General features: G+C 64.8%; 10 protein-coding genes. 9 read left to right on the top strand and 1 reads right to left on the bottom strand.

Annotated features, from left to right (window positions below; translation table 11 throughout):
* Positions 1 to 32 precede the first annotated feature (32 nt).
* A complete protein-coding gene (locus I6F31_RS01155) occupies positions 33 to 872 on the bottom strand; it encodes a formate/nitrite transporter family protein (RefSeq protein WP_036004575.1) in 840 nt (279 codons plus the stop codon).
* A gap of 675 nt (positions 873 to 1,547) precedes the next feature.
* On the opposite strand from I6F31_RS01155, the gene I6F31_RS01150 reads away from it, so the two are divergent.
* The 9 genes from I6F31_RS01150 to I6F31_RS01110 all read left to right on the top strand — a co-directional run bounded on the left by I6F31_RS01150 (position 1,548) and on the right by I6F31_RS01110 (position 13,010).
* A complete protein-coding gene (locus tag I6F31_RS01150) occupies positions 1,548 to 2,867 on the top strand; it encodes a CmpA/NrtA family ABC transporter substrate-binding protein (RefSeq protein ID WP_036004553.1) in 1,320 nt (439 codons plus the stop codon).
* Between the two features lie 64 nt (positions 2,868 to 2,931).
* Positions 2,932 to 3,828 (top strand): nitrate ABC transporter permease, encoded by an 897-nt coding sequence (ntrB, locus tag I6F31_RS01145; protein WP_074447510.1) that lies wholly within the window; start codon positions 2,932 to 2,934, stop codon positions 3,826 to 3,828.
* An 11-nt stretch (positions 3,829 to 3,839) separates the two neighbouring features.
* Positions 3,840 to 4,634, top strand: coding sequence for an ABC transporter ATP-binding protein (locus tag I6F31_RS01140; RefSeq protein ID WP_036004558.1), 795 nt, complete (start codon positions 3,840 to 3,842; stop codon positions 4,632 to 4,634).
* A 340-nt stretch (positions 4,635 to 4,974) separates the two neighbouring features.
* Complete coding sequence (locus I6F31_RS01135) at positions 4,975 to 6,366, top strand: MFS transporter (RefSeq protein ID WP_036025866.1); 1,392 nt, start codon at positions 4,975 to 4,977, stop codon at positions 6,364 to 6,366.
* 129 nt (positions 6,367 to 6,495) lie between these two features.
* The gene (locus tag I6F31_RS01130) at positions 6,496 to 6,924 is read left to right on the top strand and encodes a globin family protein (protein ID WP_225184548.1); all 429 of its coding nucleotides are present in this window, start codon (positions 6,496 to 6,498) and stop codon (positions 6,922 to 6,924) included.
* 10 nt (positions 6,925 to 6,934) lie between these two features.
* Positions 6,935 to 8,152 carry an FAD-dependent oxidoreductase gene (locus I6F31_RS01125; RefSeq protein ID WP_225184547.1) on the top strand — a complete coding sequence of 406 codons (1,218 nt, stop codon included), beginning with the start codon at positions 6,935 to 6,937 and terminating at the stop codon, positions 8,150 to 8,152.
* Position 8,153: 1 nt separating this feature from the next.
* Entirely contained in the window at positions 8,154 to 10,856 is a 2,703-nt protein-coding gene (locus tag I6F31_RS01120) for a nitrate reductase (protein ID WP_225184546.1), read from the top strand.
* Positions 10,857 to 11,073: 217 nt separating this feature from the next.
* Positions 11,074 to 11,970: an SMP-30/gluconolactonase/LRE family protein gene (locus tag I6F31_RS01115; RefSeq protein WP_225134242.1), complete on the top strand. Its 897-nt coding sequence runs from the start codon at positions 11,074 to 11,076 to the stop codon at positions 11,968 to 11,970.
* Positions 11,971 to 12,170: 200 nt separating this feature from the next.
* The gene (locus I6F31_RS01110; protein WP_225143717.1) at positions 12,171 to 13,010 is read left to right on the top strand and encodes an aldo/keto reductase; all 840 of its coding nucleotides are present in this window, start codon (positions 12,171 to 12,173) and stop codon (positions 13,008 to 13,010) included.
* Positions 13,011 to 13,079 lie beyond the last annotated feature (69 nt).

Below are 13,079 nucleotides of genomic sequence, written 5' to 3'. Positions count from 1 at the left end.
TGGGCGAGGCTCCCCTGTCGAGACCTATTCGATCAGGCCGCGACGCGGGGCTTCGCGGGCTTCTCCGCCTGGCGCTTCGGCAGGGTCATGACATGGGTGGCATAGAGGGTCATGCCGGTGAAGGCGAGGCCGCCGACGAGGTTGCCGAGCACGGTCGGGATCTCGTTCCAGATCAGATAATCCATGATCGAGAACTTCGCGCCGAGCAGCAGGCCCGACGGGAACAGGAACATGTTCACGACGGAATGCTCGAACACCATGTAGAAGAACACCAGGATCGGCATCCACATCGCGATGACCTTGCCGGGGACGGAAGTCGAGATCATGGCGCCGACGACGCCGGTCGAGACCATCCAGTTGCAGAGCATGCCGCGCAGGAACAGCGTCGCCATGCCGGCCGCACCGTGCGCGGCATAGCCAAGGGTTCGGCCCTCGCCAATATTGCCGATGGCGGCGCCGACCTTGTCGGGCGCCTGCGTGAAGCCGAAGGTCGTGACGAAGGCCATCATGAAGGCGACGGTGAAGGCGCCGGCGAAATTGCCGACGAAGACGAGACCCCAATTGCGCAGCACGCCGTTGAGCGTAACGCCCGGGCGCTTGTCGATCAGCGCGAGCGGCGAGAGCACGAACACGCCGGTCAGGAGGTCGAAGCCCAGGAGATAGAGCATGACGAAGCCGACCGGGAACAGGAGCGCGCCGACCAGCGGTTGGCCGGTGTTCACGGTGATCGTGACGGCAAACCAGGCTGCGAGGGCCAGGATCGCGCCGGCCATGTAGGCGCGGATAATGGTATCCCGGGTGGACATGAAGATCTTGGACTCGCCCGCATCCACCATCTTGGTGACGAATTCCGAAGGCGCGAGATACGACATCAATGGTTCCTTTGCTTCGTAAGTGAGATCGACACGCCCCCGACGAGGGCGCGGCTGAACGTCATCGGCCGTGCGGGCAGCCTGGCGCGCACGAGGGCTATGGAAAGTTTGGAAGCCTTGGGAATCGCGTCACGAGGACTCTGAAGCCGGAGACCGCGAAGCAGGTGAGCTTCCGGGATGCAGCCGCCAGAGGCTGCATCAATGCGGCCAAGCCGCAGTCGTCGTTGACGCAACCTTAGAAGCAATTTGTGTGCCGTGGCGCGTCGATCGAAAAAGCTAGCAAATTCAGCCAGATGTCAGCTGCAGGGGGATGATTGGCAGAACTGCGCCGCCTCTTGCTTGAGCGACTGCACAACGTTTGTGCGGCGCACAAGGATTGAGCAGACCGCAAATTTCGCGTGCGGAACAGGGCTGTGTTAGTCAGGCGCGGAATTACCAAGCATCTGATTATCCATCATTTTTGGCGGTGGCAGGCTTGGCATGAAGCTTGAATAGTTCCAGGTCGACGCCATTGAAGCCGTCCCGCGAGACTTCTCATCCGAATTGCTGACGCACCCGAACGGGGTCTCCCCGTCGCGCGTTCGCATGCGCCTTTTTCTGGCGTCACGGACGGACGGGCTGCTCGTGCGCACTGACGCAATCATTCCGCAACGACGCAAAAGGACGACACGACCTATGACCAAGCGCATTCGCCGGCCCTCCGAGACTGGCCTCAGCCGCCGTCAATTGTTGAAAGCCACCGGCTCGACCGCCGCACTGCTCGCCGCCGCCAAGCTGAATTTCCCCGCCGGCGCCTTCGCGCAGGACGCAGGCCCCGAGGTCAAGGGAGCCAAGCTCGGTTTCATTGCGCTCTCCGATGCCGGCCCGCTGTTCGTCGCCAAGGACAAGGGCCTGTTCGCCAAGCACGGCGTGCCTGACACCGACGTGCAGAAGCAGGCGTCCTGGGGCACCACGCGCGACAACCTCGTGCTCGGCTCCGAAGGCAACGGCATTGACGGCGCGCACATCCTCACCCCGATGCCGTACCTGATCTCGGCCGGCAAGGTGACGCAGAACAACCAGCCGACGCCGATGTACATCCTGGCGCGGCTCAATCTCGATGCGCAGTGCATCTCGGTCGCCAAGGAATATGCCGACCTCAAGCTCGGCACCGATGCGGCGCCGTTCAAGGCGGCGCTTGAGAAGAAGAAGGCGTCCGGCAAGGCCGTGAAGGCTGCGATGACCTTCCCCGGCGGTACCCACGATCTGTGGATCCGCTACTGGCTCGCCGCCGGCGGCATCGATCCCGACAAGGACATCGAGACCATCGTGGTGCCGCCGCCGCAGATGGTGGCGAATATGAAGGTCGGCACCATGGACTGCTTCTGCGTCGGCGAGCCCTGGAATCTCCAGCTCATCCACCAGGGCATCGGCTACACCGCCGTCAACACCGGCGAGATCTGGAATAAGCATCCGGAGAAGTCCTTCGGCATGCGCGCGGCCTTCGTCGACAAATACCCGAAGGCCAGCAAGGCGATCCTGATGGCCGTGCTGGAAGCCCAGCAATGGGCCGACAAGGCGGAAAACAAGCAGGAGCTGGCCGCCATCATGGCCAAGCGGCAGTGGATCAACTGCCCGGTCGAGGACGTCTACGATCGCACCGCCGGCAAGTTCGACTATGGCATCCCCGGCAAGGTGGTCGAGAACTCGCCGCACGTCATGAAGTACTGGCGCGATCATGCCTCCTATCCGTTCCAGAGCCACGATCTCTGGTTCCTCACCGAGGACATCCGCTGGGGCAAGTATGAGCCGAACTTCGATACCAAGGCGCTGATTGCCAAGGTCAACCGCGAGGACATGTGGCGCGATGCGGCCAAGACCCTCGGCGTCGCCGCCGCCGACATTCCGGCCACCACCTCGCGCGGAAAGGAGACCTTCTTCGACGGCAAGGTGTTCGACCCCGAAAATCCGGCCGCCTATCTGAAGTCGCTCGCGATCAAGCGCGTCGAAGTCTGATGGAGCCCTGCGGCCGCCTTTAGGGGCGGCCGCATCGTCCCTGCCACGCCGGAGAGAGATAGCGATGAACATGACTGCCACGAAGATCGAGGTTGAGACCGCAACGCCTGCTGCAACGATTGCGCCGGTCGTCACGCTGACGCCGAAGCGTCCCCCGCGTACTGAGGCTTACGCACGCATGGCACGCGAGACCGCCGTGCGCGTGATCCCGCCGCTGGTCGTGATCGCTCTGCTGACGCTGGTGTGGGAGCTGGTCTGCCGCAGAGCCGGCTCGGCGCTGCCGCCGCCCTCAAAAGTGTTTGCGGATACGAAGGAGCTGATCTTCGATCCGTTCTTCGACCGTGGCGGCATCGACAAGGGCCTGTTCTGGCATCTGTCCGCCAGTCTCCAGCGCGTCGCCTTCGGCTATTCGCTCTCGGCCATCGCCGGCATCGCGCTCGGCGTGCTGGTCGGGCAGTCGGTCTGGGCGATGCGCGGGCTCGATCCGCTGTTCCAGGTGCTGCGCACGATTCCGCCGCTGGCTTGGCTGCCGCTCTCGCTCGCGGCCTTCCGCGACGGCCAGCCTAGCGCGATCTTCGTCATCTTCATCACCTCGATCTGGCCGATCATCATCAACACCGCGGTCGGCATCCGCAACATCCCGCAGGACTATCGCAACGTCGCCGCGGTGGTGCAGCTCAATCCGCTGGAATTCTTCGCCAAGATCATGATCCCGGCGGCGGCGCCCTACATCTTCACGGGCCTGCGCATCGGCATCGGCCTGTCGTGGCTCGCGATCGTCGCCGCCGAAATGCTGATCGGCGGCGTCGGCATCGGCTTCTTCATCTGGGACGCCTGGAACTCCTCGCATATCAGCGAGATCATCCTGGCGCTGTTCTATGTCGGCATCATCGGCTTCGTGCTTGACCGCCTGATCGCGGGGCTCGGCAAGGTCGTCACCCGCGGCACCGCGCAGAACTGAGGAGAGGGGACATGACCGCCTACCTGAAACTCGACCACATCGACAAGGTCTTCACCCGCGGCACCGCCACCACGGAGGTGCTCAAGGACATCAATCTGACGATCGAGAAAGGCGAATACGTCTCGATCATCGGCCATTCCGGCTGCGGCAAGTCGACCCTGCTCAACATCATCGCAGGGCTGACCGGCGCCACGATGGGGGGCGTGCTGCTGGAAAACCGCGAGGTGAACTCGCCGGGGCCGGATCGCGCCGTGGTGTTCCAGAACCACAGCCTGCTGCCGTGGCTGACCGTCTATGAAAACGTCAGGCTCGGCGTCGACAAGGTCTTCGCCAAGACCAAGTCCCGTGCCGAGCGCGACGCCTGGGTGATGCACAATCTCAACCTCGTGCAGATGGCCCATGCCAGGGACAAGCGTCCATCGGAGATCTCTGGCGGCATGAAGCAGCGCGTCGGCATCGCGCGGGCGCTGGCCATGGAGCCGAAGGTGCTGCTGCTCGACGAGCCGTTCGGCGCGCTCGACGCGCTGACCCGCGCCCACTTGCAGGACTCGGTGATGGCGCTGCATCAGAAGCTCGGCAACACCATCCTGATGATTACCCACGACGTCGATGAGGCCGTGCTGTTGTCCGACCGCATCGTGATGATGACCAACGGACCGAGCGCGCGCATCGGCGAGGTGCTGGAAGTGCCGCTGGCGCGGCCGCGCAAGCGGCTCGACCTCGCGACCAACGCCACATATCTGAAGTGTCGCCAGCGCGTGCTCGAATTCCTCTACGAGCGTCATCGCTTCGTCGAAGCCGCGTAAGTCACGCGTTCACGCGAGATCTGCCCGCGCCCAATTAATCGACATCAAGCTCAATCCTTGTGCGTCGCACAGGGATTGAGCGAAACGCAAATTTTGCGTGCGGAAAAGCCCTGCAAACAATTCGGGCAATACGAATAACATCCTGAAATCCCTGTGTTTCCTGCGTGCGCGCAACTGGCACGGAAATTGAAGTGTCTTTGCGCGACGCCAACGACGACGTCCCTCAACATCATCAATCAGCATCGTGATCTCGCCACCGGGGGTGAAGCCTCGGAGCGCGCCTCCGTGACCGGAGGCAGAGCCTGCAACGACGCAGCGGTGAGCCTGGAAGGGATACGCAATGACGAAGAATCCGACCCTGAACTCCAGCTGGATTTCAGACTGGCGCCCCGAGGATGAGGCGTTCTGGAACAATACCGGCAAGTCGATCGCGCGGCGCAATCTGATCTGGTCCATCGTCGCCGAACATATCGGCTTCTCGGTCTGGCTGATCTGGAGCATCGTCACCACCAAGCTGCCGCAGGCCGGCTTCCACTACACCACCGACCAGCTGTTCCAGCTCGTCGCCGTGCCGGGCCTGATCGGCGCCTTCATGCGCTTTCCCTATACTTTCGCGGTGACGACGTTCGGCGGCCGCAACTGGACCATCTTCAGCGCGGCGATCCTGTTCATCCCGACCTTGTCGCTCGCCTATTTCGTCAGCCAGCCCGACACGCCGTTCTGGCTCATGCTGCTGGTCGCCTCGACCGCGGGTCTCGGCGGCGGCAATTTCGCCTCCAGCATGACCAACATCTCCTTCTTCTTTCCCGACCGGATGAAGGGATGGGCGCTCGGCCTCAACGCGGCCGGCGGCAATATCGGTGTCTCCAGCGTGCAGCTCCTGACCCCGATCCTGATGACGCTCGCCGTCTTCAACCTATATCAGGCGACGCCCGTCGACGGCATCTTCCTGCAGAATGCCGGCCTGATGTGGGTGCTGCCGATCGCAATCGCGGTGTTCGGCGCGGTGTTCTTCATGAACAATCTCACCACGGCGAAATCGTCGGTGAAGAACCAGCTCGCGATCGTCAAGCGCAAGCACACCTGGATCATGGCGTATCTCTATATCGGCACGTTCGGGTCCTTCATCGGCTATTCGGCGGCGTTTCCGCTGCTGCTGAAGACGCAATTCCCCACCGTGACGATCTCGATCGCCTTCCTCGGCCCGCTGGTCGGCTCGCTGTCGCGTCCGCTCGGCGGCTGGCTCGCAGACCGGGTCGGCGGCTCCATCATCACCTTCTGGAACTTCATTGTGATGGCGGGCGCCACGGTCGGCGCGCTCTACTTCGTGGGGCACAAGGATTTCATCGGCTTCCTGTCGATGTTCCTGATCCTGTTCGTGACGACGGGCATCGGCAACGGCTCGACCTACCGCATGATCCCCTCGATCTTCCGCGAGGAGAACCTGTTCAAGGTGCGCGGCAAGGGCGATGCGGCACGCAGCGCTGCCCTGAAGACCGCGAGCATCGAGAGCGGCGCGGCGGTCGGCTTCATCGGCGCGGTCGGTGCCGTCGGCGGCTATCTGATCCCGAGCGGCTTCGGCAAGTCGATCGCCATGACCGGCGGGCCGCAGCTCGCGCTCGTGGTCTATCTCGCCTTCTACGCCTCCTGCCTCGCTCTGACCTGGTGGTTCTACCTGCGTCGCAGCCCGCAGGGCGAAGGCGCGCCAAGCCTCGCCGAGGCGCGTGTGTGAGCACGACAAACTGGCACGAATGTCGCTTCTCCCCGTCCGCGGGGAGAAGTCTCTCTGATGACGTTTGATCCATGAACTTTGTCCGCAATGGCGCGGACGAAGGCAGACCGAAACAGACAGGAGAACATTATGAGGCCCGAGCAGATTACTCTCATTCAGCAGAGCTTCGCCAAGGTCGCCCCGATTTCGGAAGCCGCCGCGGTGCTGTTCTACGACCGCCTGTTCGAGGTGGCGCCGTCCGTGCGCGCGATGTTTCCCGAGGACATGACCGAGCAGCGCAAGAAGCTGATGGGCATGCTCGCCGCCGTAGTCGGCGGCTTGTCGAACCTGGAATCGATTCTTCCCGCGGCCTCCGCGCTCGCCAAGCGTCACGTCGATTATGGCGCCAAGGCCGAGCACTACCCCGTGGTCGGCGCCACCTTGCTGTGGACCCTCGAGAAGGGCCTTGGCGAAGCCTGGACGCCTGAACTCGCCGCAGCCTGGACCGACGCCTATGGCGTGCTGTCCGGCTACATGATGTCCGAGGCCTACGGCGCGCAAGCGCAGGCCGCCGAATAGGAGATGCGTTGTGAGTGAACCGCTGGTCATCGTCGGTAACGGTATGGCGGCCGCGCGTCTGGTCGACGAGCTCGCCAAGACCGCGCTCGGCCGCTATGCGGTCGCCGTGATCGGCGAAGAGCCGCGGCTCGCTTACAATCGCGTGCTCCTCTCCTCCGTGCTGGCGGGCGAGACCGGCTCGCACGAGATCGAGCTGCGGCCGGCCGGTTGGTGGCGAGACCGCGGCGTCACGGTGCGCTACGGCTATCGCGTCAGCGAGATCGATGTCGGCCGCCGTGAGCTCAAGATCGCGGGCGAGGAGAGCATGGAATATTCCAAGCTCGTGCTCGCCACGGGATCGACGCCGCTGCGGCTCAACGTGCCAGGCGCCGATCTTGCCGGCGTGCACACGTTTCGCGACACCCGCGACGTCGACCTGCTGCTGACACTGGCCGCGGCCAGGAAGCGCGTCGTCGTGGTCGGCGGCGGCCTGCTCGGGCTGGAAGCGGCCTACGGTCTCGCCAAGGTCGGCGCGCCCGTGACGCTGCTGCATCTGATGGATCGACTGATGGAGCGTCAGCTCGACGCGCCCGCGGCCGACCTGCTCAAGACGCTGGTCGAGCGCAAGGGTATCCGCGTCATGCTCAATGCCGCGACGGCCCGCATCCACGGCGAGGGCCAAGTCCAGGCCGTCGAGCTCGCCGATGGCAGCCGCATCGAGGCCGATGCGGTGATCTTCGCCGCCGGCATCAAGCCGAACGTCGCGCTGGCGAAAGAGGCGGGGATCGCGGTCAACCGCGGCGTCGTCGTCAACGACGTGATGCAGACCTCCGCGTCCGACATCTTTGCGCTCGGCGAATGTGCCGAGCATCGCGGCACCTGCTATGGCTTGGTCGAGCCCGCCTACGAGCAGGCGCGCGTGCTGGCGCGGCATCTGGCCGGCCGGCCCGCCGCCTATCAGGGCAGCGTGGTCTCGACCAATCTGAAGGTCTCCGGCGTCAGCGTGTTCTCCGCCGGCGACTTCATGGGCGGGGAGGGCAGCGAGAGCCTCGTGCTGTCGGATCGCAGGCGCGGCACTTACAAGAAGCTCGTCATCGCCGACGGTCGGCTCACCGGGGCGGTGCTGATCGGCGATACGATCGATGCGCTCTGGTACCTCGAGCTGATCCGCAATCGCGACAAGGTCGCTTCGATCCGCACCGACATGATGTTCGGCCGCGCGCTGGCGCAGCCTTCGAAAGCGGCGTGATATGACGGCGATCGATCCAAATCTCCGCACCACCAAGACCACCTGCCCCTATTGCGGCGTCGGCTGCGGCGTCCTGGCGACGCCCGACGGCAAGGGCGGCGCGGCGATCGCGGGCGACCCCGATCATCCCGCCAATTTCGGCCGGCTGTGCTCGAAGGGCTCCGCGCTCGGCGAGACCGTCGGCCTGGAAGGGCGGCTGCTCTATCCGATGATCCGCTGCAAGGGCGTGCTGGAGCGGGTCGCCTGGAGCGATGCGCTGGACCACGTCGCCCACCGCATGCAGCACATCGTCGCGCGCGACGGCGCCGACGCGGTCGCGTTCTATCTCTCCGGTCAGCTGCTGACCGAGGACTATTACGTTGCCAACAAGCTGATGAAGGGGTTTGTCGGCACCGCCAATGTCGACACCAATTCCCGGCTCTGCATGTCGTCCTCGGTTGCGGGCCATCGCCGCGCTTTCGGCGCCGACACGGTGCCTGGCTGCTATGAGGATCTCGACCAGGCCGATCTGCTCGTCTTCGTCGGCTCGAACGCGGCCTGGTGTCATCCGGTGCTGTTCCAGCGCATGCTGAAGAACAGGCAGGAGCGCGGCGCCCGCATGATCGTGATCGATCCGCGCCGCACCGACACCGCCGGCGATGTCGACCTGTTCCTCGGCCTCAGGCCCGGCACCGACACCGCGCTGTTCTCCGGCCTGTTCGTGCATCTCGCCGACAATGGCGTGCTGGACCGGGATTACATCGCGCAGAACACGTCTGGCTTCGATGATGCGCTGGCGCGCGCGCGCAGCATCGCCGGCAGCGTCACTGCGACCGCGCTCGCCACGGGCCTCTCCGAGCAGGACGTCGCCGCCTTCTTCAGGATGTTCCGCGACACCGAGAAGGTCGTCACGCTGTATTCGCAAGGGGTCAACCAGTCGGCGCAGGGCACCGACAAGGTCAACGCCATCCTGAACTGCCATCTCGCCACGGGCCGCATCGGCAAGCCGGGCGCCTCGCCGTTCTCGCTGACCGGCCAGCCCAACGCGATGGGCGGCCGCGAGGTCGGCGGCCTCGCCAACATGCTCGCCGCCCATATGGGCTTCACGCCGCCCGACATCGATCGCGTCAGACGGTTCTGGAAGGCGCCGCGCATCGCCACCCATGAGGGGCTGAAAGCGGTGCAGCTGTTCGAGGCGATCAACCGCGGCGAGGTCAAGGCGCTCTGGGTGATGGGCACCAACCCCGCGGTGTCGCTGCCCGATGCCGACATGGTGCGCGATGCCCTGAAGAAGCTCGAGCTGTTCGTGGTGTCCGAGAACGTGCTCTCCAACGACACCGTCGCGGCCGGCCCGCACGTGCTCCTGCCGGCGCTGGCCTGGGGCGAGAAGTCGGGCACGGTGACCAATTCGGAGCGGCGCATCTCGCGCCAGCGCGCGTTCCTGCCGGCGCCGGGGGAAGCGCGTCCCGACTGGTGGATCCTGAGTGAGACCGCAAAGCGCCTCGGCTTCGGCGACAGCTTCAACTACAAATCGGCCGCCGATATCTTCCGAGAGCATGCCGCGCTCTCGGCATTCGAGAACAATGGCAGCCGCGATTTCGACATCGGCGCGCTGACCTCGCTGTCGGACGAAGCCTTCGATGGTTTGAAGCCGGTGCAATGGCCGGCGCGCGAAGGCGGGGTGCCCGGCGAGCGCTTCTTCGCTGCTGGCGGCTTCTTCACCAATGACGGCAAGGGCCGCTTCGTTGCGCCGGAGGTGCCGGCGCTGCGCGGCGAGACCGGTCCGTCGCGCCCCTTAAGGCTGAACACCGGGCGCATCCGCGACCAGTGGCACACCATGACGCGCACCGGCCTGAGCCAGCGCCTGGGCGCGCATCTGCCCGAGCCTTTCGTCGAGATCCATCCCGACGACGCCGGCAAATACGGCATCGTCCATGACGGCTATGCCCGCATCACCACCGATTACGGCCAGTGCATCCTGAAAGTCGTCGTCAGCGAGTGGCAGCAGCGCGGCACGCTGTTCGTGCCGATCCACTGGAGCGCGATGAACGCCTCGCACGGCCGCGTCGGGGCGATGGTCGCACCGTTCACCGATCCGTTCTCGGGGCAGCCGGAAGCCAAGGCGACGCCGGCCGCGATCGCGCCTTACGAATTTGTCTTCCGCGGCTTTGCATTGTCGCGCAAGCCGCTCGATCTGCCGCAGAACCTGTTGTGGACGCGCGTGACCGTCAGCGGCGGCTTCGGCTATCTTTTCGCCGACAACGCGGATCTCGCCCGCTGGCCCGCCTGGCTCGAGAGCGTCGCCGGCGAGGACGTTGCCGAATATCGCGATTTCGGCGGCGGGGTTTTTCGCGCAGCTTCGTTCGTAGGCGATCGCATCGAGACCTGCCTGTTCGTCGGCCCCGCGCATGATGCCGGCGACTGGGAGGTGGTGAAGAGTCTGTTCGCGGCCGATCAGGTCAGCGACGAGCAGCGCCGCATGCTGCTGTCGGGCAGGTCAAGCGAAGGCGCGGCCTCGACCGGCCCCATCGTCTGCGCCTGCTTCGGCGTCGGCCGCGGCACCATCTGCGACAGCATCGCCAGCGGCGCGCGCACCGCCGCCGACATCGGCGCCAAGCTCAAGGCCGGCACCAATTGCGGCTCCTGCATCCCCGAGCTGAAACGCCTGATTGCGATGACGGAAGTGCCTGCACAGCAGGCGAAGGTCGCGAGCGCGGCGGGATAGGTCTCGTAGGGTGGGTTAGCGCAGCGTAACCCACCACTCTTCGTCAATGCGGAAGCGAAAGAGGTGGGTTACGCCAAGGGACTGCGCTTCGCGCAGCCCCCGGGGCTAACCCACCCTACGCAGCGCCCGCACCATTGCAATGTGGACCACCCCAATCGACGCGCCGGCTAATGTGCCGTATGGTGCCGCGCTCCTTTCAACATCCACAACAACCATGATGTACCTGGAAACGCCGCCGCGCCTGATCGAGACCAGGCTGTTCACCGCCATGCCCGACAAGTTTCGCCGCAAGGGCGTGCGAACCGATTGGGCCGACGCCAACCGGCCGAACATACCGACCGAGAGCTTCATCGAGGGGCCGTCATTCGACAAGGACGGTAATCTCTATATCGTCGACATTCCGTTCGGCCGCATCTTCCGGATTGCGCCCGACGGCGAATGGTCGCTCGTGATCGAATATGAGGGCTGGCCGAACGGGCTGAAGATCGCAGCCGACGGACGCATCCTGGTCGCCGACTACAGGCATGGCATCATGGAGCTCGATGCCGCAGCCGGCCGCGTCAAGCCGGTCCTGACCGGGCGCAATTCGGAATCGTTCCGCGGCTGCAACGATCTGCATCTCGCCTCCAACGGCGATATCTACTTCACCGATCAGGGCCAGACCGGGCTGCATGATCCGAGCGGGCGGGTTTATCGGCTGGCATCGAACGGCCGGCTCGACTGCCTGCTCGACACCGGCATCAGTCCGAACGGCCTGGTGCTCGACCCAACCGAAACCGTGCTGTTCGTTGCGATGACGCGCGACAACGCGGTGTGGCGGCTGCCGTTCATGAAGGACGGCAGCGTGTCCAAGGTCGGCCGCTTCTGCTCGCTGTTCGGCACCAGCGGCCCCGACGGCTTGACCATGGATGCCAAGGGCCGCCTGTTCGTCGGCCACCCCTCGCTCGGCCACGCCTTCGTGTTCGCGCCGAACGGGGAACTGATCGCGCGCATCAAATCGTGCGCGGGACCGAACTGCACCAATGTCGCGATCGGTGGCGAAAACAAGGATCGGCTCTATATCACGGAGTCCGCGACCGGCAGCGTGCTGGTGGCGGATATCGGGGGATTGTAGCGCGGACTCTTCGCCTCTCCCCGCTTGCGGGGAGAGGCCGACGCGCAAAGCGCGGCGGGTGAGGGGGGCCTCCGCGAGCCTCTTTGTTATCGAGTTTGCGGAAGCAGCCCCTCACCCCGACCCTCTCAGCGCGAGCGAAGCTCGTCGCGGCCCCGTAAGAACGGGGAGAGGGAAAAATAACAGCGGAGATCGGAGCGACCATGAACAAGAAACCCTTCGGCAAGATCGGCGCCAGCGTCTCCGTCATCGGGCAGGGCACCTGGTATCTCGACCACGGCGACCGCAAGCGCGCGATCGCGGCGCTGCAGCGCGGGCTCGATCTTGGCATGACCCACATCGACACCGCCGAGATGTACGGCGATGCCGAGCTCGTCATTGCGGATGCGATCGCAGGCCGGCGCGATGAAGTGTTCCTCGTTTCGAAAGTGCTGCCCAGCAACGCCTCGCGCCGCGGCACCATCACCGCCTGCGAGCGCTCGCTGAAGCGGCTGAAGACCGACCGGCTCGACTGTTATCTGTTGCACTGGCGCGGCTCCTATCCGCTGGAGGACACCGTCGCTGCGTTCGAGGAGCTGGTGCAATCAGGCAAGATCAAGTCCTGGGGCGTCTCCAATTTCGATGCCGACGATCTCGATGAGATTCTCGACGTCTCCGGCGAGGGGCGGATCGCCTGCAACCAGGTGCTCTACCACCTGAAAGAACGCGCGATCGAGCATGCGGTGATCCCGTGGTGTGAACGGCATAATGTTGCCGTCGTTGCCTACTCCCCTTTCGGCCACGACGATTTCCCCGCAGGCAGCAGCAAGGGCGGCGCCGTGCTGGCGCGCATCGCGGAGGCGCGACGTGCGACGCCGCGTCAAGTTGCGCTGAGCTTTCTCACCCGTGCGACTACGGTGTTCGCCATTCCGAAGGCCTCGTCTGCGGAACATGCCGGCGAGAATGCGGCGGCAGGCGACCTCGTGCTGACGAAGGACGAGATTGCGGCGCTCGACGCGGTGTTTCCGCGCGGGCCGAAGCCGCGCGGCCTGCCCATGCTGTAGTGCACAACGGGCAAGATTAACGGAGCATCGACGCGCGCGGCGGCTCGCGCATATCGGCATCCTGTTTTC

Origin of the sequence: Bradyrhizobium sp. NBAIM01, assembly GCF_020194115.1 — a bacterium.
Lineage (GTDB): Bacteria > Pseudomonadota > Alphaproteobacteria > Rhizobiales > Xanthobacteraceae > Bradyrhizobium > Bradyrhizobium yuanmingense.
The sequence above is the reverse complement of the archived record's forward strand: the minus strand, read 5'-3'. Positions and strand labels throughout refer to the sequence as shown.

Excerpts from the sequence above, each read along its gene's own strand:
- I6F31_RS01155 (WP_036004575.1), bottom strand. The coding sequence starts at position 872 with ATGTCGTATCTCGCGCCTTCGGAATTCGTCACCAAGATGGTGGATGCG.
- I6F31_RS01110 (WP_225143717.1), top strand. The coding sequence starts at position 12,171 with ATGAACAAGAAACCCTTCGGCAAGATCGGCGCCAGCGTCTCCGTCATC.
- I6F31_RS01115 (WP_225134242.1), top strand. The coding sequence starts at position 11,074 with ATGTACCTGGAAACGCCGCCGCGCCTGATCGAGACCAGGCTGTTCACC.
- ntrB (WP_074447510.1), top strand. The coding sequence starts at position 2,932 with ATGAACATGACTGCCACGAAGATCGAGGTTGAGACCGCAACGCCTGCT.
- I6F31_RS01135 (WP_036025866.1), top strand. The coding sequence starts at position 4,975 with ATGACGAAGAATCCGACCCTGAACTCCAGCTGGATTTCAGACTGGCGC.
- I6F31_RS01120 (WP_225184546.1), top strand. The coding sequence starts at position 8,154 with ATGACGGCGATCGATCCAAATCTCCGCACCACCAAGACCACCTGCCCC.
- I6F31_RS01150 (WP_036004553.1), top strand. The coding sequence starts at position 1,548 with ATGACCAAGCGCATTCGCCGGCCCTCCGAGACTGGCCTCAGCCGCCGT.
- I6F31_RS01140 (WP_036004558.1), top strand. The coding sequence starts at position 3,840 with ATGACCGCCTACCTGAAACTCGACCACATCGACAAGGTCTTCACCCGC.
- I6F31_RS01130 (WP_225184548.1), top strand. The coding sequence starts at position 6,496 with ATGAGGCCCGAGCAGATTACTCTCATTCAGCAGAGCTTCGCCAAGGTC.